General features: G+C 36.4%; 15 protein-coding genes. 13 read left to right on the top strand and 2 right to left on the bottom strand.

What is annotated here, in order from left to right; genetic code table 11:
- Positions 1–9: 9 nt before the first annotated feature.
- The 7 genes from FFWV33_RS14640 to FFWV33_RS14610 all read left to right on the top strand — a co-directional run bounded on the left by FFWV33_RS14640 (position 10) and on the right by FFWV33_RS14610 (position 11,396).
- Positions 10–2,289 carry an FAD-dependent oxidoreductase gene (locus FFWV33_RS14640; protein WP_108741596.1) on the top strand — a complete coding sequence of 760 codons (2,280 nt, stop codon included), beginning with the start codon at positions 10–12 and terminating at the stop codon, positions 2,287–2,289.
- Between the two features lie 18 nt (positions 2,290–2,307).
- Positions 2,308–5,322: a glycoside hydrolase family 2 TIM barrel-domain containing protein gene (locus FFWV33_RS14635; protein WP_108741595.1), complete on the top strand. Its 3,015-nt coding sequence runs from the start codon at positions 2,308–2,310 to the stop codon at positions 5,320–5,322.
- A gap of 5 nt (positions 5,323–5,327) precedes the next feature.
- A complete protein-coding gene (locus FFWV33_RS14630; RefSeq protein WP_108742567.1) occupies positions 5,328–6,434 on the top strand; it encodes a glycoside hydrolase family protein in 1,107 nt (368 codons plus the stop codon).
- Between the two features lie 2 nt (positions 6,435–6,436).
- Positions 6,437–7,882: a sulfatase family protein gene (locus FFWV33_RS14625; protein ID WP_108741594.1), complete on the top strand. Its 1,446-nt coding sequence runs from the start codon at positions 6,437–6,439 to the stop codon at positions 7,880–7,882.
- 38 nt (positions 7,883–7,920) lie between these two features.
- Complete coding sequence (locus FFWV33_RS14620) at positions 7,921–9,204, top strand: glycoside hydrolase family 117 protein (protein ID WP_108741593.1); 1,284 nt, start codon at positions 7,921–7,923, stop codon at positions 9,202–9,204.
- Between the two features lie 155 nt (positions 9,205–9,359).
- Positions 9,360–10,295, top strand: a complete 936-nt coding sequence (locus tag FFWV33_RS14615; protein ID WP_108741592.1) for a LamG domain-containing protein — start codon at positions 9,360–9,362, stop codon at positions 10,293–10,295.
- Positions 10,296–10,331: 36 nt separating this feature from the next.
- Positions 10,332–11,396: a glycoside hydrolase family protein gene (locus FFWV33_RS14610; RefSeq protein ID WP_108741591.1), complete on the top strand. Its 1,065-nt coding sequence runs from the start codon at positions 10,332–10,334 to the stop codon at positions 11,394–11,396.
- Positions 11,397–11,435: 39 nt separating this feature from the next.
- Here the strand turns inward: FFWV33_RS14610 and FFWV33_RS14605 are convergent, their stop codons facing one another.
- Positions 11,436–13,094, bottom strand: a complete 1,659-nt coding sequence (locus tag FFWV33_RS14605) for a tetratricopeptide repeat protein (RefSeq protein ID WP_108741590.1) — start codon at positions 13,092–13,094, stop codon at positions 11,436–11,438.
- Between the two features lie 347 nt (positions 13,095–13,441).
- Between FFWV33_RS14605 and FFWV33_RS14600 the strand changes: the two genes are divergently transcribed.
- The 4 genes from FFWV33_RS14600 to FFWV33_RS19715 all read left to right on the top strand — a co-directional run bounded on the left by FFWV33_RS14600 (position 13,442) and on the right by FFWV33_RS19715 (position 16,346).
- Entirely contained in the window at positions 13,442–14,785 is a 1,344-nt protein-coding gene (locus tag FFWV33_RS14600; RefSeq protein ID WP_108741589.1) for a sulfatase, read from the top strand.
- 32 nt (positions 14,786–14,817) lie between these two features.
- Entirely contained in the window at positions 14,818–15,108 is a 291-nt protein-coding gene (locus FFWV33_RS19685) for a sulfatase-like hydrolase/transferase (protein WP_211316267.1), read from the top strand.
- A 20-nt stretch (positions 15,109–15,128) separates the two neighbouring features.
- The gene (locus FFWV33_RS19680) at positions 15,129–15,440 is read left to right on the top strand and encodes a sulfatase-like hydrolase/transferase (protein WP_211316266.1); all 312 of its coding nucleotides are present in this window, start codon (positions 15,129–15,131) and stop codon (positions 15,438–15,440) included.
- Between the two features lie 258 nt (positions 15,441–15,698).
- Positions 15,699–16,346: a sulfatase-like hydrolase/transferase gene (locus FFWV33_RS19715; RefSeq protein WP_211316264.1), complete on the top strand. Its 648-nt coding sequence runs from the start codon at positions 15,699–15,701 to the stop codon at positions 16,344–16,346.
- Positions 16,347–16,444: 98 nt separating this feature from the next.
- On the opposite strand, the gene FFWV33_RS14590 is transcribed toward FFWV33_RS19715, so the two are convergent.
- Positions 16,445–19,027 (bottom strand): VPS10 domain-containing protein, encoded by a 2,583-nt coding sequence (locus FFWV33_RS14590; protein WP_108741588.1) that lies wholly within the window; start codon positions 19,025–19,027, stop codon positions 16,445–16,447.
- A gap of 558 nt (positions 19,028–19,585) precedes the next feature.
- Here FFWV33_RS14590 and FFWV33_RS14585 point away from each other — a divergent pair.
- Together FFWV33_RS14585 and lacZ are read left to right on the top strand one after the other, a co-directional pair.
- Positions 19,586–21,100 (top strand): sulfatase family protein, encoded by a 1,515-nt coding sequence (locus FFWV33_RS14585; RefSeq protein ID WP_108741587.1) that lies wholly within the window; start codon positions 19,586–19,588, stop codon positions 21,098–21,100.
- 15 nt (positions 21,101–21,115) lie between these two features.
- On the top strand, positions 21,116–24,337 hold the full coding sequence (gene lacZ / locus FFWV33_RS14580; protein WP_108741586.1) for a beta-galactosidase, LacZ type: 3,222 nt from the start codon (positions 21,116–21,118) through the stop codon (positions 24,335–24,337).
- Positions 24,338–24,340: the final 3 nt, after the last annotated feature.

Genomic DNA, 24,340 nt, shown 5'->3' with positions numbered 1-24,340 from the left:
ACGAGTACAATGTTACAAGAAAATTTTAGCCAGATTGCCAGAAAAAATAAAACAGTAATCACACAATCCGATTTGGTGGTGGTAGGAGGCGGACTTGCGGGTGTGTGTGCTGCTATTGCTGCCGCTCGTGACGGAATTATGGTGACCTTGGTGCAAGACCGTCCAGTTTTAGGCGGAAATGCTTCTAGCGAAGTCCGTTTATGGACTTTGGGAGCAACTTCGCACATGGGAAACAACAACCGTTGGGCAAGAGAAGGCGGAATTATTGACGAAATTTTAGTCGAAAATTTATATCGAAATAAAGAGGGAAATGCACTTATTTTTGACACGGTTTTACTCGAAAAAGTAACGAATGAAAAAAATATTACGCTACTGCTAAACACTTCTGTATATGAAGTTGAAAAATCAGCACCTACTACAATTAGCAAAGTACATGCGTTTTGCAGTCAAAACTCGACAACTTATATTTTGGAAGCGAAACTGTTTTGTGATGCTTCTGGTGACGGAATCGTTGGGTTTCAAGCTGGAGCCGCTTTTAGAATGGGTGCAGAAACCAAAGAAGAATTTGGAGAGCTTTTTGCTCCTGATCAATCGTATGGAGAATTGTTAGGACATACAATCTACTTTTATAGTAAAGATTCGGGAGCGCCAGTTAAATATGTAGCGCCAGAATTTGCCTTAAAAGACATCACCGAAATTCCACGTTACAAATCACTGAGCGATAAAGATTTTGGTTGTCGTTTGTGGTGGTTGGAGTACGGCGGACGAAAAGATACCATTCACGAATCGGAAGATATTAAATGGGAATTATGGAAAGTTGTGTACGGAGTTTGGGATTATATCAAAAACTCAGGTGAATTTCCGGATGCCGAAAACTTAACTTTAGAATGGGTAGGAACGATACCAGGAAAGAGAGAAAGCCGCCGTTTTGAAGGACAGTATATGATTAAACAACAAGATATAATTGAACAAAATGAGTTTGAGGATGCCGTTTCCTTTGGTGGCTGGGCAGTCGATTTACACCCTTCAGATGGGGTGTATGATAGTCGTCCGGGTTGTACGCAATACCATTCCAAGGGGGTTTATCATATTCCACTGAGCACGATGGTTAGTAAAAATATTGATAATTTGTTCTTGGCAGGCCGCATCATCAGTGCCACTCACGTAGCTTTTGGTTCTACTCGAGTGATGGCAACTTGCGCACATATGGGACAAGCAGTTGGGTTTGCAGCCGCACAAGCCATCAAACAAAATAGTGCGCCATTACAATTGTTAGAAAAAGAAAATTTAAAACAATTGCAACAAACTTTAAGCATCAATGGGCAAAGTATTCCAGGAATTGCTATTGATGAAAATTTGAATTTAATTGCTGAGGCAAACGTAACCGCTTCTTCGACTTTGGCATTAAATACCATTGATTTTGATGGAGAATGGACCTCTCTAGAAGTTGCCGTTGCTCAACTATTACCTTTGAAAGCCAATATAAAATATAGCTTTAAATTTTTTGCGAAAGCGAAACAAGCGACACAAATTACGGTACAATTGCGTACGGCTTCTAAGTCGAAAAATTATACGCCTGATACTATTTTAGAAACTAAAGAAATTGAACTTCATGAAGGAGAACAATTTATTGTAATTGATTTTGAAGCGAGCACTAGCGAAAATCAATATGCTTTTGTTACTTTTTTATCGAATGAAAACGTAAGTCTTCAATCGAGTAATAGTCGTTATACCGGAATTTTATCAGTCTTTAATGGTCAAAATAAAGCCGTAAACAATACCGGAAAACAAACGCCACCAGAGGATGTTGGAATAGATGCATTCGAATTTTGGATTCCGTTTAGAAGACCAAAAGGACAAAATATTGCGATGGAAATCAGTCCAGCCTTGACCGATTTTGCTACGGACAATTTGACCAACGGTTTTGTACGTCCCTATGGTGCGGCAAATGCGTGGATGGCTGCACTAAACGACAAGAATCCAAGTTTAAAGATAGCCTGGGAGGTTGAAAAAGAAGTAAGCGAACTAAAACTTTTCCTTGACCCAGATTATGACCATCCGATGGAGTCAACTTTGATGGGGCATCCGGAAGATGTGGTTCCGTTTTGTGTTCGTAATTACACCATAAAAAATTTGGATGGTACTATTTTATTCGAAAAGAAAAATAATTACCAAGCCATCAACAGTTTTACATTCGATGCCAATTTTAAAACCAAAGGATTTTTAATTGAATTGGAACAAGCACATACAACTGTTCCTGTTTCGGTTTTTGAATTGTTTTGTCACTAAAATTTAGATAAAAAAATTATGAATAAGATACTATTATCAATTGCTGTTTTTTGTTTTTTGGGTGTGAATGCGCAAAAAGCAATCGATACTCAATTTTCGTTAAACGGCGATTGGAAATTTTATGCCATTGAGGGTCAAGGTTCCAATTCGCTTCAGGTGAAGGAAGAACCTACGGATATAATTGTGGATAATGCCGATGCTGATTTTGTAGAAATAAAAGGAAAATGGAACCTCAAAAAAGTAGGGACAAAAGGCGCTACTTTTTATAAAGCGGATTTTTTACAAAGAGTTTTTAGAGTAGGAGATACGGGAGATAATTATGTTCGTTTTAGACCTAAAATTTCGAAAAAAGGCAATTACGAGGCATTTGTACGCTTTCCGTTCGAAACCAATCTGACAACACAATTTACCGTGCAACATGCCGACGGAGAAGTGGCTACTTATGCCAACCAGCGCAGCTGTGGTGACCAATGGATAAGTCTTGGGATTTATACTTTTAACGCTTCCAAAGATAATTTTGTAGAAATTTCGGCTATTGATGAAGGTGGTGTTTCTGCAGATGCGGTGCTATTTAGACCCATTTCTGACGCTGTTTTTTCGAATGCTAAAAACCTTCCCAATCAAGTGTATTTGCCACAATTTAATGATTCCAAATGGAATCGATTGAAAGTGCCAGGGCATTGGGGAATGCTAAATAATTTTTCTAATTATGTGGGTAAAGGTTGGTATCGCAAGACGTTTAACTTCCCTGCAAACTGGAAAATTAATCCGAACGAACAAGTGCGTTTGCAGTTTGAAGCCGTGTATCATGTTGCCAAAGTATATCTCAATGGAAAATTTGTGGGAGAACATCAAGGCGGCTTTTCGCCATTTGAGTTGGATATAACCGATAAGGTTTTAGCAGGAAAACCAAACGTTCTAGCAGTCGAAGTGGATAATAATTTTCTCGTTGGCGCTACTTGGAACTGGGGCGGAATTATCAGAGAAGTGGCGATAGTTAAAAATAAAGCTGTTCGAATCACGCAGCAATACATACATGCAGAACCGAATTTAAAAACGGGAACAGCACTTTTGAAATTACGATTGAGAGTTGAAAATAATTCAGGGGTAACACAAAACATTCAAATCAATTCTGCTATTTTGGATATCAAAAAAGTTGCAGAAATGACAGGGAATCTTGCTGTTTTGGCCCATTCGATACAAGAAATTAATCTAGAAACAACGCTTAAACCAGAAGATGTAAAACTGTGGCATTTTGATTTGCCAAATTTGTATCAGATTCAAACGACTATCAGAGAAAACAAACAGCAATTGGACAATCAAACCAATACGTTTGGTATTAGAAAAATAGAAATCAACGACTCGCAATTGTTTTTGAATGGCGAACCCATTCGATTAGGCGGTTTTAATAGAGTGAGTGAGCACCGCTTTTGGGGAAGTTCAGAACCGCAAGAATTGTTAGAGCAAGACATGAAATTAATGAAAGAGGCGGGTTCCAATTTTATGCGCATTATGCACGGAACACAAAACGAGCGTTTGATAGATTTGTGTGATAAAATGGGGATTTTACTTTTTGAAGAAGTAAATGTGAGGGAATTGTCTAATCCAGAATTTAATGCACCAATTTTCGATCCTTATCCCAAAGAGTGGATAAAAGCGATGGTGAATCGAGACATTAATCATCCGAGTATTATTGGTTGGAGCGTGGGTAACGAACTCAAAAATCATTTTGATTACGGTCGAAAAATGATGGAATATGTTAAAACCGAATTGGACCCGTACCGTTTGGTGACTTGTGTGAGCAATTCAGGACAGAAAGATTCGGCTACGCCAGAAACAGACCCCAATACTTTTGCCGATATTATTATGCACAATATGTACCAATGGCAGGGAAAACCACAAGAGATTTTGGAAATAATTAGAAAAAAATGGCCCAACAAACCCATTTTTATTTCAGAATATGGGTTTGACCCTTTTCAAACGCCTTCTTTGGATGAGGATAAAGAAATACTTTCGGACTGGCATGATACTTTTCGAAATAAAAACCCTTTTGTAATTGGCACCTCGTTATGGACATTCAACGATTATCGTTCGGGTTATGCTGGAACATCCGATGAGGAAAATAGGGTGTGGGGAGTCATCAATTCTTGGAGACAAAAACGCCGACTTTTTGATAGAGTAAAAAAAGAATTGAGTCCCGTAAAAGACATTCAGGTTGAAGGAATCGATTTTGATAAAAAAGAAGCACAAGTGATTGTTCCGATTCGTGGACTAGCAGATTATCCAATTTTTAGTTTGAAAGGCTATACATTGGTGTGGATTTTTAAAGATGCGAATGGTTTAATTATTTCGAAAAATGAAATGATTTTACCAACAATCCATCCACAAGACGGACTCTGGAAAGGAACGATTCAGTGGACAAATTTGAAAACTAATCCAATGAGCTTAACTGTGAATTTAGAAAATTCAATAGGCATTAATAGATTCGAAAAAACACTTTCGTTTCAAGTTCCAAATCCACCAGCGATAAAGGAAATAATTACTGGAAACCAATCGGTACGGGTTTTGTTTGATAAAGTTGCAGGAGCTACAGAATACCAAATAAGTTATTTAAACAGCGCCAATCACTTGGTAAAAACGCCAAAAACGATTGCCGATTATATTGATGTTCCTCAATTGGTAAACAATCAATCGGTTTCATTGACTTTGACTGCTTTTAATGACAAAGGAGAAAGCAAACCTTCGATAAAAGTAATAGCAACTCCAAACGGAATTGCATTGCCACCTCTGGTTTACGATGCTTTTATTGCGGATCAAAAATTAGTGATAGGATACGCAACAACTAAAGATGAATTAAAATACAAAGTGCGTTATGGCGCAACAGAAAAATTGTTAAACAAAAATTTTGTTACCAATGTAAAAGGAATGCTTTCGATTGATTTGAAAGCTGAAAAGGTCATTTGTTTTCAAATAAAAAGTGTTTTAAAAACGGGAGAAAGTAATTGGTCAAATGTTATAAAAGCAAAAAAATAGTAGTTATGAAATATATAAAAATTCTGGTAATTTCACTTTTAATATTACAGTCTTGCGCTCAAAAATCTAAAAAATCTGCTGCCAATGTTGGAGGAAATGATTTTAAAATTGAGTTTGGAAAAGTAGCAAAAAAATCAGTTTTTTCAGAAGAAGGAATGAGTATTTGGGGAGGTTCGCTGGTCAAAGGGGAAGATAATTTGTATCATATGTTTTATTCTCGTTGGCCAAAAGCACCAGGATGGATTTGGGTTTCGCACTCCGAGATCGCTCATGCGGTTTCTGATTCTCCTTTTGGACCATTCAAATTCAAAGATGTTGCTTTGAAGGTGCGAGGAGCCGAATATTGGGACGGATTGTGTACACATAATCCAACGATTCATAAATTCAACGGAAAGTATTATCTCTATTATATGGGGAATACGGGTGATTTAAAAATTGAAGGAACACCAGAGAAAGAAGAATTGAATTGGGTACATCGCAACAATCAACGAATAGGAGTGGCGGTTGCAGACAGTCCATCTGGACCTTGGAAACGTTTTGATAAACCCGTTGTTGATGTGTCGAAAGATGACAATGCCCACGATGCTTTAGTAACATCAAATCCGTCTGTCTGTCAAACGCCAGAAGGGAAATATTTGATTGTTTACAAAGGAGTGGGGAAAAAATTTCCATTGCCAAATGGTGGTCCAGTCGTGCATTGTGTAGCCATTGCTGACTCACCTACGGGTCCATTTGTAAAGAGAGAAAAATTAGCATTTGAAATTAAAGGGGAACGTTTCCCTGCCGAAGACCCTTATATTTGGTTTCAAGATGGCAAATACAGAGCAATTGTAAAACGTATTAAAGAAATTGATAAAAAAAGGGTATTCTCCTTGGTGCAATACGAATCTAAAAATGGTTTTGATTGGGTACCTTCAAAATACCATGAAATATCAGAACGTAAAGTGCAATGGGAAGATGGTCGTGTACAACAGTTTACCCATTTAGAACGTCCACAAGTGTTTTTTGAAAACGGAAAAGCAGTAGCATTGCTTTGTGCTGCAGATACGATTGTCAACAAAGTACGAAATTCTTTTAATATCCAAATTCCATTAATAATCACAAAAGACTAATTATGAAAATCATATCTAGCTTTCTATTTTTCAGTATTTTAATTACTTTTCCAATTCTTTCATTGGCACAAGATCGTCCCAATATTTTATGGATTAATTCAGATGATTTAGGTGTAGAACTTGCTTGTTACGGTAATAAAGATGTAAAAACACCTCATATAGATCAATTGGCAAAGCAAGGAACTCTTTATAAAAATGCCTATGCTACAGCGCCAGTATGCTCCACGAGTCGTTCGTCAATGATAACAGGAATGTATCCACCAGCTATTAATTGTCAAGATCACAGAACGATAAACATGACGATGTTGCCAGATGGAATCGAACCGATCACGACCTATTTTAAAAATGCAGGCTATTTCTGTTCTAATGGAAGCCCAGCTGATTTGAATAAAAAAGGGAAGGAAGATTTTAATTTTTTGAATGAAAATTTATTTGATGGAACAGATTGGAGACAAAGAGCAAAAGGGCAAGCTTTCTTTGCACAAATTCAAATTAAGCAGCCGCACCGGCCATTTGTTAGAGATTTAAAAAATCCTATTGACCCCCAAAGTGTTACGCTACCCGCTTGCTACCCTGATTATCCATTATTAAAAGCAGATTGGGCTTTGTATCTAGAAAGTATTCAAGACGCAGATCGTCAAGTAGGTGAAATAATGGAAAGACTAGAGAAAGACGGATTGCTAGAAAATACCATCATTTTCTTTTTTGGAGATAATGGAAGACCTCATCTACGAGACAAGCAATTTTTATATGAGGGCGGTTTAAAGGTTCCCTTGATTGTTCGTTATCCAAAACTATTGAAAGCGGGAAAAATAGACCAACAATTGGTGAGCTTGATTGATGTTACTGCCACCTCTTTGGCATTATCGAATATTGAGGTTCCAAAACATATTCAAGGAAATGTTTTTTTAGGTAAAAACTCAAGTCAACGTAAATATGTTTATGGTTTTAGAGATAGAACAGGAGATGCCATAGAAAATATGCGAAGTATTACAGACGGAAGATACAAGCTAATTTGGAACAGAACCCCAGACAGATCCTGGATGCAACTTACAAGTTATAAAAAATTGGAATACCCAGCATTTGCTTTGTATCACTATTTATATGAAAAAGGAGAATTAAAAGCTCCCTTTAATCAATTTATGGCTGACACAAAACCAGAAGTCGAACTTTTTGATTTAAAAAAGGATCCAATGGAATTTAATAATTTAGAAAATTCCTTTAAGCATCAAAAGATTAAATCCGTCCTATTGTCAAAACTTCAAAAAGACATGGTGTTTTTTGAAAAAAATAGGATACAAGAAAATGCGGCTACAGAAAAAGAAGCAATGGAATCTTCTGTAAAGTATTACAAAAAAGGACTTATGGAGGAGAATTTAGGTTTAAAAGTAGATGCTACTTATGAACAAATAGTAAAAAAATGGGAGAAAGAACTATTATTAAAATAGCATCTTCTATTATTTAAGAATGTACAAATATGTTTATTATGAATTGCAGAATACGAATCACCAAGTCAAACATTCTACTAACTAGCCTTGGTTTAAGTTGTTTGTTACTATCAATTATAGGATGTACTGCTCAAAAAGACCTTTCGAAAATTGCAGATATACAAGGTGGTTTTCCTTATACGGTAACGAAGGAAACCGAAAAAAGGGAAATGAGCAGCGCTATGAAAAGAGCGTTTACAAATTATATGGGACCGAGACCGGCTGCTAATGAATTGTTCTCCGCGTTCAAACACACTCCTCTAAAAGGCTTTGATTATCACAATGGCGATGGAACTATTTCGCGTAGAGATCCTTCAAAAGTTATTTTTGAAAACGGAAAATACTACGTATGGTACACGCATCGCGAGACACCAACACCGCCCATGGGAGCAGATGCAAGCACAGAAACTATTCCTTCAACCGATTGGGATTTGAGCGAAATTTGGTACGCTACCAGCGAGGACGGATTTACTTGGAAAGAACAAGGAGTAGCCATAAAAAGACCTGCAAAACCTCAAGTAGGTTGGCGGTCGGTAGCAACTGCGGATATTTTGAAATTTAAAGGAAAATACTATTTGTATTACCAAGGTTTTATGGAAGCCAGCGGAAAAAAAGGGGATTACTGCCCAGTTGCTGCCTCTTATGCTGATTCGCCTGATGGTCCGTGGACAGCTGCCGAAGGCGCTATTATCGAAAATGGAAAAGAAGGAGAATGGGATCAGTTTGCCATTCACGATCCTAATCCGTTTGTACACGACGGCAAAATATATGTGTATTACAAATCAGCTTTTAATAGACCCAATAACCTTTGGGTAGCAGGTGGTTTGGCAATAGCAGAAAATCCTCTTGGACCATTCAAAAAACATGCTTTGAATCCGGTTTTAAACTCCGGTCATGAGGTTTCTCTATTTCCGTTTAAGGAAGGAATTGCTGCCTTAACTACACAAGATGGAAATGAACACAACACAATTCAGTACGCTAAAGACTGGGTAAATTTTGAAATAGCTGCAGTTTCATCAATGATGCCAACCGCTGCAGGACCTTTTATTCCAGATGCTTTTACAGATACTAAAAATGGAAGAGGAATCACTTGGGGACTAGAACATTTTGTTAATGCAGGAGGTAAAGGTAAATCGCATACGATTCTAAGTCGTTTTGACTGTGATTTGAGTTTGGATGTTGATGATCCCGAAATGAAAAAAACAGCTCCTTTATTAGCTCCAGAGGTTTATTTTAGTCAAGGTTTGACCAAAAAACAGATGGAAAGAATTTTGAAAAAATAAAGTTAAGAGGTAATAGAAAATAGAAAATAGAGAAGAGAGAAAAGAACATAGAAAATAGAACACAGAACATAGAAAATAGAACACAGAAAATAGAACATAGAGAATAGAACATAGAGAATAGATTAGGACGTTCTATTTTAAAACATACCACAAAAATGAAATTTCAACAAAAAATAGGATTAGTGTTTGCTTTTATATCAGTGACAGCAATAGCGCAAGATATTCCAAACGAGCTTAAGTCAATTTATAATGCCAAAGCCGATGCTAAGTATTCGGATGAATTTAATGGCAATAGAAAAGAAAATTCTTTTGATACTAATAAATGGCATTATAGAGAATCAACCAAAGAAGGTTTGGGACAAGGAGCAAATTTTGTTCAAGAAAAAGACGGTTCGCTTATTTGTTACGGTCATAAAGAGCTAAAAAAAGGGGGCGCAATTGTTTCTAATAATTATTTTCAATATGGTTTTTATGCTTTTAAATGGAAAACTACAGGAATTTACGAAAACAAAAGAAATTCTTGGCATCCTTCTTTCTGGGGTTCATTAGATGATACCAGAGGCTATAAAGTACCGGGAACTAATGGAAAAGGAGATAGTTGGATGGAAATTGACGTAATGGAATTTTCTACTGGCGGCGAAGAAGCTACCGATTGGAGTACTGACGCACCATGCTATATTTGGAACGACTCTCTAAAAAAGAGAATAAAAGTAAATGATCCTATCGGAAGAGATTTTGGTTGGAAAAAAGCGATAATGATTGATGGTCATAAAGATAGTTATAAAGGAGAAGTAATTGGAACAAAAGGGTTTGATCAATGGCAAACGTTGGGAATGGAATACCATCCAGACTATATGCAAATGTGGATACTAGACGGAAATCAATGGGTTAAAATCGGAAATAAAGTGACGTTTACAACTGATGATACTCCACCAACATTACGCACTGTTCCAAAATACGCTGTTAAACCACTGTATTGGTATTTAGGAACTTTGTTTTTTACTTATGGGAAAACAGCTATTCGAGAAGACCAAATTACAAATTCTTCTTGTGAAGTGGACTGGTTTCATTTTCATCCTATGAAAAAATAAACGTGTAGTATTTTAAAAATTACAGCCCTAGATTATATGAAAAAGCATTTGATACTCCTAATGGTTATTGGAACATTACTTTCTTGTAAATCCCAAAAACAAGATACCGATTTTAAATTAAATTTCAAACCCGTTCCGCTTACCGCAAAGTTTGAAAGCGAAACCAAGAGTATTTGGGGTGCTTCAATTGTAAAAGGCAAAGATGGTTTGTACCATATGTATTATTCTCGTTGGGATAAAAACTTGGGTTGGGCTTGGGTCACGCATTCCGAGATTGCGCATGCGGTTTCCAAAAGTCCATTTGGGCCATTCGAGCCTAAAGATGTGGCACTGCCTATTCGCGGAGCTCAATATTGGGATGGTTTATGCACGCACAATCCAACCGTACACGAGTACAATGGCAAGTATTATTTGTATTATATGGGTAACACGGGCAACGGTGTTGCAATGGGCAATAAATTAAATCCGACACACCGGAATAACCAACGCATTGGTGTGGCTGTAGCCGATAATCCCAACGGGCCATGGAAACGCTTTGACAAACCTATTATCGATGTCAGTTCAAATACTGAAGCTCTTGATGCCTTGATGGTTAGTAATCCGTCTATTACGCAAAGACCCGACGGAATCTATTTGATGGTGTACAAAGCAGTTGGGAAAAAGAAACCCGGAATTATGGGTGGTCCCGTAGTGCATTGCATAGCTACATCCAAAACGCCAACAGGTCCTTTTCTAAAATATGACAAACCAGTTTTTGTTGCTGAAGGATATGATTTTCCTGCCGAAGACCCTTTTATCTGGTACCAAAACGGAAAATACAGAGCCATTCTCAAAGACATGCACGGCGCTTTTACTACAGCGGGTAGAGGATTGGTTTTATTCGAATCGAATGATGGTTTTGATTGGAAATTATCTAAAAACGCTTTGGTTTCTACGCTAGAAATTAAATGGGAAAACGGCACAGTTCAAAAATTAGAGCACCTAGAAAGACCACAATTGTATATCGAAAAAGGAAAACCAGTCGCCTTGTTATGTGCAGCTGATATCGTTGACGATAAAGGCGTTTTGCAATCATTTAATGTTCAGATTCCGATAAAATAAATTCAAAGATGCTTTGTAGGAGATGTTGCAGCTAATTCTTTAGCCATTAATCGATTGTAGAAAATCAATCAGATTAATATTTCGGTCCAAGTCCATTTTTTTTCGCAATCGGCTTCGGCTAGTATTGATACCTTCGGCAGATATACCCATGATTTGTGACATATCTTTGGTCGAAAAACCTAATTTTATAAAAGAACACATTTTTAAATCGGTTGGAGTAAGTAAAGGATAGCTGCTTTTTAATTTTTCAATATATGCATCATTGATAGTGGCAAAGCGGGATTCAAATTCATTCCACTTTTGTTTGGTGTCAATTTGCAGTGAGCTTTTTACTTTTTTGACAATATCGGCATTGGCACCATCAACTGTTAGTTTGCCGAGTTCTTTTTTTACATCTGCCTGCCAATTATCTCGTTCCAATAACTGCAACGCGGTTGATAGTAGTTCCTTATTTTTTAATTCAAGAATTTCGTGTTGTTGCTTTAATTCCAACCTTTGTTGGTGGTTGATTTGGGACTGCGATAAAAGTTCTTTTTTTGCTTTTTGTTTAAAGTATCGAATGATGAATAAAGCAGCAACGATAAACATTAAAATTAGAAAAACTGTTTTGAGTATTAGCAATTGATTTTCTTTAGCCAACAATACCATTTGGTGCTGCTGCAAAGTGGCTTGGTCTTCCTTAAGCTGTTCTTGGTATTTATTTTTTATTTCGAATAATTGGTTGTTTTGCGATTTGGTGGCACTAAATAATTGGTCATTCAATAACGACGCTTCCTTTTGGTATTTGAAAGCAAGTTGAAAATCACCTTTTTGAGCATATAATTCTGATAGTCGCAGTATTGCTTCTGGTTTTTTATCTTGTAAAGTACGAAAAGCACCTATGGCAGTTAAACTCGTTTTGTAACTAGCAATAGCCAAATCGGTTTTATTGCCCTTTTCGTAAAACTGGCCTAATCGAAAATATAGCAAAGCATGAATGGACTGTAACGGGAGCGGATAGCAATCTTGAATATTTTGTAAAATAGGTGCTGCTTTCTGCAAATTCCCCATCAAAATATAAATATGAGCAAGTTGAATTTGTGTATGGTGATAGGAGGAAAGACCGTCCTTTAGCTGGCTATTTAGCGCATTGCTTTTTAAACTTAGCTGTGCCGCTTTTGAATAATTTTTGGTAGTTTTTAATTCAATCCATGCACCTAGACTATAAATTCGTCCCCAAAAACGAATCTTTTTTTCGGGATTCGTAATCTGTTTTCGAACCAAATCGGGGAGTTGTTTGTAACTCGCAATGGCTTTGTCATTTTGTCCATACAATAAATACAGTCCAATTAATTTGTTGGTTATCTCAAATCGTTGCTCGGCATATTCGGGAGAGGCTACCAATGGCAATAGTTTCCAAATTTCATCAAATGCATTATTGTAAGAGCCATTGTCTAAATAATATTGTACTAAACGTTGATGGGTATCGATTATTTTTGGAGTGTTTTTTTTGGATTTAAAAAGGGATAATGATTTCGATAAACGGTCAACAATAGTATCTGTACTAATAGATTCTAATGGAGTTTTGTTAGCTAAATTAACTTTCATACCACTAACATCTTGCGTAACTATAATGAGTAGTAACGGCAAAAAGAAAAATAGAATTTGAAAGATGTGTTTTTTATTGTTTGACTGCACTGCAAGATGATTATTAACCATAAATATATGATTTTGTTGGGACAAAGCTATAAAAGTTAAGACAAAGCTATGATTCAATTTGATTAAAAATAGGGATTGCTATGATTTAACTAAGGTAAAAATGTTCGACTTCGACCAAAAAAGGTGGAAGTTTGTAAAATGCTTTTAGAAAAGTAAAACCAAAACGAGTTTAAAACTCATTTTAAGGCAAAATGATAATTATTCTTGATTAGCGGATAAAAGTGAAAAGTAAGACATCAGTAAAACGAAAACAGACCTAGTGGAACAAATGAAAACGGAATTGTTGGCTTGGAAAAAATCTGTTGAGAATAGTAATAAAGGGAACGATTATTAATAATTAAAGAAATATGAAGACATTAGCAACACTTACAATTAGTAGTATATTTTTATTGACATCAATACCTTGTATGGCTAAAAAATATAGTAAACCAAACATCGTTTTAATAATGGCCGATGACCTAGGTTATGGTGATATATCATGTTATGGAAGCACCAAAATAAATACGCCAAATATTGATCGTTTGGCGTTGCAGGGAGTTAAGTTCCTTGATTTTCACTCAAATGGGACAGTATGCAGTCCAACAAGGGCAGCTTTGATGACAGGGAAGTACCAACAGCGCACTGGAGTTGAAGGCGTTATAACGGCAGCAAGTCATCGAGAAGTTGGTTTAAGTCTTAGTGAAATTACTTTGGCAGAAGAACTGAAAAAGCAAGGGTATAGCACTGGGATATTCGGTAAATGGCACTTGGGATATGCCGAAAATTACAGTCCTTTCAAACAGGGTTTTGATTCGTTTTGGGGATATGTGGGAGGCAATATAGATTACCAATCTCATGTAGATCAAGAAGGGTACCTCGATTGGTGGAATAACGTATCTATTAGTGATCAAGAGGGCTATTCTACTGACCTTATTACAAAATATGGAGTTGAATTTATCAAGAATTCGAATCCAAAAAATACAGGGAAACCGTTCTTTTTGTACTTACCCCACGAAGCGCCTCATTATCCTTTTCAAGGACGTAAAGATGCTGCTGTTAGAAAAGAGGGTAGTTCGACTTATACCAGAAAAGTGAATCAAGATAGTATTCCTTTTATCTACAAGGAGATGATTGAAATAATGGATGAAGGAATAGGAAAGGTTATGCAAACAATTGATGATGAAGGACTTCGTGAGAATACAATAATTGTTTTTTGTTCGGATAATGGTGGAACAAAATATGGGTCAAATGGGGTACTTCGTGATTTTAAAGCATCGTTATACGAAGGCGGGCACCGTGTTCCTGCTATAATTAGCTTTCCAGGTAAAATAAAGGAAGGTACAACAACAAATGAAACAGTTCTTTCGATGGACTTTTTGCCAACATTCCTAGATTTTATAGGTGTAAAGCCCTCAGGGAAAAATATTGATGGAGTCAGTATTAAAAATCTACTTTTGCACGGGAAAAAATTAGCAAACCGTGACCTTTTCTGGAGTTTTGGTGATAAAAGTGTAATTCGAAACGGAGATTGGAAATTGATATCAAGTAAATCAAAGGGGAAAATCACAAACGAAGTATATAATTTAAAAAATGATCTTGGTGAAAAAAAAGATTTGAATTCAACTAAGACACAATATGTAAAGGAAATGCTTTTAAAACTTGAAAAATGGGAAAAAGAAGTTCGAATTGGGGTTACTATAATTGCAAAATAAATTATTTGGGGGTTAAATTAAAAACGAATATTTTGAATATAATTTACACTTCGATATTTTCCGCTTTTCTTTTCCTAGGGGCATTGCAGACAAATGCACAAGCTACACAAAAGCCCAATATCGTAATTATTTATGCAGACGATATGGGATACGGCGATTTGAATTGTCAAAATCCGAATTCAAAAATTCCTACCCCAAATTTAGATCAATTGGCATCTGAAGGAATGCGATTTACAGATGCACATAGCTCGTCGGGAATTTGTTCGCCAAGTCGTTTTGTGATATTGACAGACAGTATCATTGGAGACGAGACAATAACATAGTCGAGTCATTTGGCGAGCCCATGTTTATAGATAGTGATGTCACCATTACGCAACTATTAAAAACAACAGGCTACACAGCAGCTTGTATTGGTAAGTGGCACTTGGGTTGGAATTGGAATTCTATAAATATGGAACCTACAGGCGAAAGAACTTTTTGGGATAAAACGCAAATAGCTTACCTACTTGAAGATTTAAATTGGACTAAGCCTGTTTCTGGAGGTCCTTTGGATCGTGGATTTGATTATTATTTTGGTGATGGAACGATTAATTTTCCTCCTTATGCTTGGATTGAAAATGATAAGTTTGTTGAAGCACCTAATGATTTTTTTTGAATTTGATCAGTTTGCCAAGGAGGTAAAAGAAGCTGATTGAGATAGTTGTCCTGGTCCAAAAGTGAAAGATTGGGATCCATATGAGGTTTTACCGGCCTTAACAAAGAAAACGGTGACATGGATTGGGAATCAAAGCAAAATAACACCCTTCTTCTTATACTTGGCATTGCCTTCTCCACATGCTCCAATAATACCACACGATGAGTTTGTAGGTAAATCCCAAGCGGGTGGTTATGGGGATTATATGTTTCAAACCGATTGGGTTGCTGGTCGGTATTAAAAGCATTAAAAGATAATGGATTTGAAAAAAATACGATTGTTATTTTTAGTTCTGATAATGGTCCAGAAAAATATGCTTTTGAAAGAGCCGAAAAATACGGTCATTATAGTATGGGAGATTTTCGTGGTTTAAAACGAGATGTTTGGGAAGGTGGTCATCATATTCCTTTTGTTATAAAATGGCCAGGAATAGTAAAGGCTGGTTCAATATCTAATGAAGTAATCTCGCAAATCGATATTATGGCTACAGTGGCTGCAATAACCCAAACTAAAATACCCAAAGGTTCTGCAGTTGACAGTTATAATTTATTACCATTAATTATGGGTAAAAAACACCAATCGCCTTTACGGGAAGCAACTGTTCATAACACTTATGTTGGTAGTTGGGGTTTAAGACAAGGAAAATGGTTGTATATTAATAAGCCAACAGGAGAAGTTACAAAAATGCCAGAATCCTTTAAAAAACTAAAAGGATATACCGATTTTAAAACCAAAGGACTCTTATTTGATATGGATAAAGATCCTGAACAAAGGGTTAATTTGTATGAGCAATTCCCTGAAAAAATCAAAGAAATGGATGCTTTAATCCAGAAGTATCGTGATCAAGGATATTCGGTAATAAAATAAAAACAAAAAAACCAAGATGTGAGTCTTGGTTTTATTGTTTAAATCTAAAGGAAGGTTTATGAGGATAGAGTAGTAAACCATGCCCTCATTAAAGCTTCTTATTTTTTTAGCATTGCTTTGAACCAACCACTTCCCCAAGCAGCGCTCCAAATAATGTTTTCATTGGTTGGGTCTGGTTTTACATCCACCATTTTGTCTGGTTGTCCGATGCCTTTATTGATTTTTGACCAGCTTTTTCCAGCGTCTTTGGTCAAATAAATTCCAGGATTTCTGAACTGGCTTTCTCTATTACCAACTTGTGCCGGAACCGTTACCAAAATAATATTGGAATTTGCAGGAGAAACTTCTGTTTGCCAAACGTAAGGCGCAATAAAGAATTTGGTCCATTTTTTACCGTTATCGGTACTTTTCCAAACGCCACCAGTTTCAGCATCACCATTGCGATACCCTGCAGACAAGAACATATCGTTTGCTTTTCTATCAATAAACAAATTGTTTACCCCTTGAATTTCTGATGGGATATTCATTTTTTTCCAGCTATCGGCTTTATCTGTTGAAATGTATAATCCATCTGGCTCGTTTCCTGAAAACTTATTCAAACATGCATAAAGAACATTGGAGTTTTTAGGATCCATTATAATTCTTCTAACGCTTCCTTTTTCTGGTAGCCCATTATTATGAAGTTCCCAAGTGTAACCTGCATCTGTAGACTTGTACACACCAAAACCACCTTTTGTCAAAACCTTTTCGTTTACCGAACTACCAACTTCAGAAATTGTTCTTCTAATCGAACAGAAATACATATTGTTTGGGTCTTTTGGGTCAATAGTCAACGAATATGTCATCGCAAGACCTTCGTACGAATTATTTTTTCCTTCGAAAATAGTTGAAATGTTTTCCCAAGTTTTCCCTCCATTCATTGTTCTTCTTAATTTTCCTCTATGCTCTTGTCTCCAAGACAATATGTAAATAATATCAGGATTATTAGGATGCACCGCAACGGTTGATATGGAATGCGCTCCATCATTTCCACTATGATCGTGGACTTGTCCTTCAATTTGTCTCACTGCCACAGCATCTTTGTCTGGATAATCGCCAAGATCTGCAGTCTCCCACAAACCGTGCTCACCACTACATAATAAGTATCTGTCTTTTTTTCCAGTTTCTAGCAACATAAATCTCCCTGGTAAATCACTATCACCACGACCTACCCATGCATTGCTACCTGGTTTGGTTTCATAATCATCAATTTGTTGCCAGCTTTTTCCGTGGTCTGTAGAACGTTGGGTTTGTTGACCAATTCCAATAAATACATCACCAACAGAATTTATAGCCAATAATCTATTTCCGAATGCTGTTTCGCTTTGTTCTTCATACGAACGAGCAACATGAGAAAATGCTACATTGGCACCCGTTGGATTTCCTTTGTCTTCCCAGTATTTTTTGTCCTTATTCGTTAACCAATATTGTCCGGCACGAGCACAAATTACCCATGTTTTTCCACCATCAACTGTTTTCCATGCATCACCAGGTCCAAAAGTTTTATCATGACGTTGGTTTTCTACTAGGTAAATTTCGTCTTTATTGATAGGATTTACCACGATTCTATTAAATGCAGAATAAGTGTTTTCTGGAAGTTCAGGATATACGTTTTTTGCATTTACGCCCAAAAAGAAACCTATGTTTTTAAAATAGTTGTTCAGGTGCGCACCGTAGGTTATTTTATTAAAGTTAACACCTAGATTTCCTGTAATGTTTTCCCAGCTTTTACCGCTATCTTTACTTTTATACACACCACCTTTGGTAGAAATACTTTTGCCATTTGGTTCGTAAACTGTTTGTTCGACCAAGTACAAAATAAATTCTTTTGTTTTTGGATTATAGTACGAAGTTAAGTCTCTTGGCAAATTGTTAGGCAACCCTTTGCTGCCTGCTTGCCATAAATCACCGCCATTGTTGCTAGTATAAATACCAAAATTGGTAGCAATAACCATTTCGTCTGCTCTGCTTGGATTGATGATGATACGCGCAACATCTAATTTCTCATTTATGTTGTTTGCTATTTTATCCCAACTTTTACCACCGTTTTTGGTTCTCAAAACATAACCATATTTTGCTCTTGCTTGGTATTTACCGTGCAAATCTTTCAAGGATCTGTGGTTGTCTTTTATATTCCAAAAATCACCTGCTCCAATAAACCAAATAGCATCATTTGTAGGATGAATAGCGATTTTGGTATGTGCATTGTAACTCGATTTTTCAGCATCTGGAATGGTATAAATTAATTTCCAAGTTCTTCCTCTATCTTTAGTTTCAAAAAGTTTACCTCTACGTTCTAGTGCTAGACCAAAATCTGGATTTTTTGTAGAAAAAGCAATATCGTGTACACGTTCCAAATCGTCACCAGTACCGTCACTATCTTTGATTGTTTGCCATGATTTTCCGTTATCCCAACTTCCGTAGGTAACATGCATATCAGGTCCCATAAACATCACATTTTTATCTGTTGGATGGCACCAGAACTCTTCATTATAACCCGACATTCCTGGTCCAAAATTCTTCCATTCGACAGAAGGATCGGATATAACTTTTTCCTCTTTTAATTTTTCAAAATATTTTTTATCAATTTGGGCCATTGATAAAAACGGAATTAAGAAAATAAAACAAACTATTTTTTTCATTATTTTACAAATTTATTTAGAGGTGCAAGGTAGGATATTAGTGGTCTGCGTACTGATAGTTATGTGCTAATAACTATAACAAAAGATTTTTATTCCTATGAATGGACCTGTTTTTGAGCTTAACTTATAGAAAAATAATCCAAAATACAGCATCAGTTTTTCGAACCTTTAGAAATTTAAACTGACGAAATAGTTTCTGTTTTACCAATAAAACACGATTATGTATTCACCATAAATGCATTCCCACTAGAAATTAACTGTACAAAGAGACGAAAATAGTGTGTTCCGTTATTTTGTAAGTGATTATTGAAAAATAAAAGTCTAATATTGTAACAACAGTTTTTGGGGATAATACGATTGTATAACAAGTTTATTTCGATCTTAAAAGCAGCAGAATAGCGCTATTAGAACATTTGTAGTACTTATAAAACCATTTGGAACGACTTTATCGTTCTTTAATAACAATCTTTGCAATGTTAGTTTTAGTTAGTTTGTTTATTATAATACTCGTCCTCCCATAAAGGACGAGTATTACTTTTTTTAATTCAAATCGAAATCATGAGAATCAGCTATTTTACTTTATTTGCAGCGTTATTTTTTTTAAGCTCAAATTCTACAATTGGTCAAAAGATAACTTCTAAGAAACCCAATATCGTTTTTATTTTTACAGACGATCAAACCTATTCTTCAATTCACGCACTTGGGAACAAAGAAATCCAAACTCCTAATATGGATGCTTTGGTTCAAAACGGAACCACCTTTACACATGCTTATAATATGGGCTCCTGGAGTGGTGCCATCTGTGTTGCTTCAAGAGCGATGTTGATTACGGGTCGTTCGGTATGGAAGGCTAATGAATTTATCGAAAAAAATAAAAAAGCAGATACAGCACCTGAAACTTGGGGTAAACTCATGGAGAAACAAGGATATGAAACGTACTTAACAGGTAAATGGCATGTCGAAATTCCTGTTGGAAAAGTATTCGAGCATACCAAAGATGTTCGTGGCGGAATGCCAGCAGATGCTTGGGACCATGGGAAGATGGTTCGTCAATTTGATTCGATTTCCAAAGTACCTGGAGCCAATCCTAGAGCGTTGATGCCTAACGGCTACAGCCGTCCAGAGAGTGAAAACGACCATTCGTGGTTGCCTTACGATACGTCAAAAGGAGGACATTGGAAAGGAGGAACGCACTGGAGCGTTGTTTTAAAAGATGATGCAATTGCGTTTATTGATCAAGCAAAAACAAAAAAAGATCCTTTCTTTATGTATTTGGCATTTAGCGCACCACATGATCCACGCCAAGCACCAAAAGAATACCAAGAAAAATATCCTTTAAACAAATTAACGATTCCGAAAAGTTATTTGCCGGAATATCCTTTTAAAGACGCAATTGGTAATGGACCAAGTTTAAGAGACGAAGCATTGGCACCATTTCCAAGAACCGAATTTGCGATCAAAACACATATGCAAGAATATTATGCAAGTATTACTTATGCCGATGAGCAAATAGGACTTATTCTTGATGCCTTAAAAAAATCGGGTAAAATGGACAATACCTATATCATTTTTACTGCTGATCACGGTTTGGCAATGGGACGCCACGGTTTAATTGGAAAACAAAGTTTGTTTGATCATAGTATCCGAGCTCCTTTTGTAGTAGTGGGGCCAAACATTCCTAAAAATAAAAGAATAGACGAAGATATTTACCTTCAAGATGCAATGGCAACGTCATTGGAATTGGCTGGAGCGGTAAAACCAAGTTATATTGATTTTCATAGTTTCTTAGATTTGGCAACAGGTAAAACCAAAAAAAGTCATTACAAAGAAATTTACGGAGCTTATCTCGATTTGCAACGTATGATTCGAAAAGACGGGTACAAATTATTGGTCTATCCTAAAATTAATAAAGTATTGTTGTTTGATTTAAACAAAGACCCAGAAGAAATGAACGATATCGCTGGACTTCCTGCGAACAAAAACAAAGTGAAGGGATTGTTCCAAGATTTACTCAAACTACAAAAAGAAATGGAAGATCCTTTGGATATTTCCCCAATTTATAAAACATTATAATTAAAATTAAAACCATTGAAAAATATAATCTTTCTTGCCGTCCTATTTTTAAGTGCTGGGTTATTTGCGCAACAAAACGATTGGGAAAATCCCGCTGTGAATCATATTAATAAACTCGAAGCGAGAGCTACTTTTTATTCGTATGAAAATGAAGCTTTGGCTAAGCAAAATCTTAGAGAAAAATCAGCTTGGTTCAAATCTTTGAATGGAGATTGGAAGTTCAATTGGGTGCCGAAACCTGCCGATGCTTCAACTAGTTTTCAAGAGTTAAACTTTAATACTTCTTCATGGAAAACCATTGATGTGCCTTCGAGTTGGGAAATGCGTGGTTACGGAATTCCGATTTATACCAATTCGACTTATCCATTTTTTAGTGATTTTCCATTTATCAATCACAACGATAATCCTGTTGGACATTATGTGAAATCTTTCGAAATGAATGATACTTGGAAAGACAAGGATGTGATTCTACATTTTGGAGGGGTTTCTTCGGCTTTTTATGTTTGGGTAAATGGAGAATTTGTAGGCTATAGCGAAGACACTCGTTTGCCATCTGAATTTGATATTACCAAACATTTGAAAAAGGGACAAAATAAAATTGCCGTAAAAGTGTACCGCTGGTCAGACGGAAGCTATTTGGAAGCACAAGATCACTGGCGTATGAGCGGAATAGAGCGTGAAGTGTTCTTGCAAGCAGTGCCAAAAGTGAGACTGTCTAATTTTGTTGTTCGAACAGACCTTGATGATAAATATGAAAATGCTACGTTACAAATTCGTCCAACGTTTGAAGCTAATATTGTCAATAAATACATTGAGAAAGTCGGACATTTTGGCGATGATCCGTTGCACACAACTGTTGATGACTGGACATTATCGACACAATTATTAGATGCAAACGGTCAAGTTGTAGGCGGTAAAAAAACAATCAAATTAAAAGAATATTTTGGGGAATCTTATCCACAAAGAGACAATGTGAATTTTGCTATGATCGAAACAGAGGTAAAATCACCTCGAAAATGGTCTGCAGAAGATCCATACTTGTACACCTTGTTATTTTCTGTTCAAGATAACAAAGGAAATCCGATACAATTTACCAGTACAAAAGTAGGTTTTAGAGAAGTTAAAATTGATGGCAAAGGTCGCTTTTTGGTCAATGGAAATCCTGTAAAAATGATTGGAGTGAACCGTCATGACCATCATATGACCAATGGTAAAGCGCTTTCTAGAGCCGATATGGAAAAAGACGTGCAGCTGTTGAAACAGTTTAACTTCAATGCCGTACGTACTTCTCATTATCCAAACGATCCTTATTTCTATGATTTGTGTGACCAATACGGAATCTATGTTATGGACGAAGCCAATCTAGAATCTCATGGTATTCGAGGAAAATTAGCCAACCAACCGCTTTGGGCAACCACTTATTTAGAAAGAGCGATTAAAATGGTGCAACGCGATGTAAATCATCCGTCTGTGGTGATTTGGTCTTTAGGAAACGAATCGGGAATGGGACCAAACCATGCTGCAATGTCGGCTTGGATTAAGGAATTCGACCCAACACGCTACGTTCATTATGAAGGAGCACAAGGAGACCATACAGATCCTCGTTACCAAAAGAAGTTTAATTCAAAGATGGCGAATCCTACAGATCCAAAATGGGTGGATATGTTGAGTAGAATGTATCCGACACCTCAGGAATTGCAGGATTTAATGGATCAAACCAGTTTTGATACTCGACCAGTGGTGATGTGTGAATACGCACACTCAATGGGGAATTCAACTGGAAATATGAAGGAATATTGGGATGTGATTTACAAAAATGACAGAGCTTTGGGAGGTTATATTTGGGATTGGATTGACCAAGGTGTAGTAAAGAAAGACAAAAACGGTAAAGAATTTTTTGCCTATGGTGGCGATTTTGGAGATACACCCAATTCTGGTAGTTTTTGTGTAAACGGAATTATTACTGCCGATAGAAAACCAAAACCAGCTACTTACGAATGTAAATATGTCAATCAACCTGTGGTGATTTCTGCAACAGATGCTTCAAAAGGGAATTTTACTATTTTGAACCGTCATCATGCTGTCGATTTATCCCAATATGACTTGGTTTGGAATCTTACTGAAAACGGACAATCAATTCAAGCAGAAACGATTCCAAGCTTGAATACCAAACCATTTGCTACGGAAGCATTTGCTGTTAATTTCAAGAACATAAAATTCAAAGAAGATGCAGAATATTTTATTACCATTCAAGGAAAATTAAAAAACAATACAGTTTGGGAGTCGAAAGGCTATGTTGTTTTCGAAGAGCAATTCGAAATCAATAATCCTAAGAAAAACGAATCGGATAAAGAAGCAAAAGCATTTTCTTTAGATACCAAAGAAACGGCTCAAGAATTGGTTGTTCAAAACAAAGCGATTGAAGTGGTTGTGAATAAAAAATCTGGTTTCGTTACCAAATTAAACACCAATGGAGTAGAAGTATTGGCAAGTCCATTAAAGCCGAATTTTTGGAGAGCGGAAACAGAAAATGATGAAGCCTATCGTAATGCCAAGAAATTGAAAGCGGAATTGGATTGGATGAAAGCAGGAGAACGTTTTGAAGTGCAAAATGTAAAAGTCAATACTAACGATGATAAGAATATCGTGGTAACGGTAAAAGGTGCTATTGCCAATCCAAAATCGGACTTAACATTAACCTATACCATTCAAGGGAACGGAAAACTAAAAGTTGATTACACCGTATCAATCGATACAAAGGCGCCAAATGTTCCTAAAATTGGAATGCAGTTTGATACCAATAATCAATTGGAGAACCTTACTTATTTTGGAAAAGGTCCTTTCGAAAATTACCAAGATAGAAACGTTGGGTCAAAAGTAGGCTTGTACTCTGGAAATGTGAATACACTGGATCAAACCTATATTTACCCAGAAGATTACGGTAATCGCACAAATACAAGATGGTTTCAATTAGTAAATAAAGCAGGTAAAGGATTTATGGTGAATCAGGGGGACAAACTACTTAATTTTAGTGTGCAGCCATATGCTACAATGAATTTACAAGAAGCGAAACACACTAATGAATTGATCGAAAGAAATGTATTTACAGTTAATGTTGATTTAATTCAAATGGGCGTTGGTGGAGATGATACTTGGTCGAAACGTGCAGAAGCGCATCCTGAGTATTTAATCAAACCAAACACCTATAGTTATTCTTTTTACATTAGTTCAAAATAAAAA

The organism is Flavobacterium faecale, assembly GCF_003076455.1.
GTDB lineage: Bacteria > Bacteroidota > Bacteroidia > Flavobacteriales > Flavobacteriaceae > Flavobacterium > Flavobacterium faecale.
This window is presented reverse-complemented; position numbering and strand designations above follow the sequence as displayed.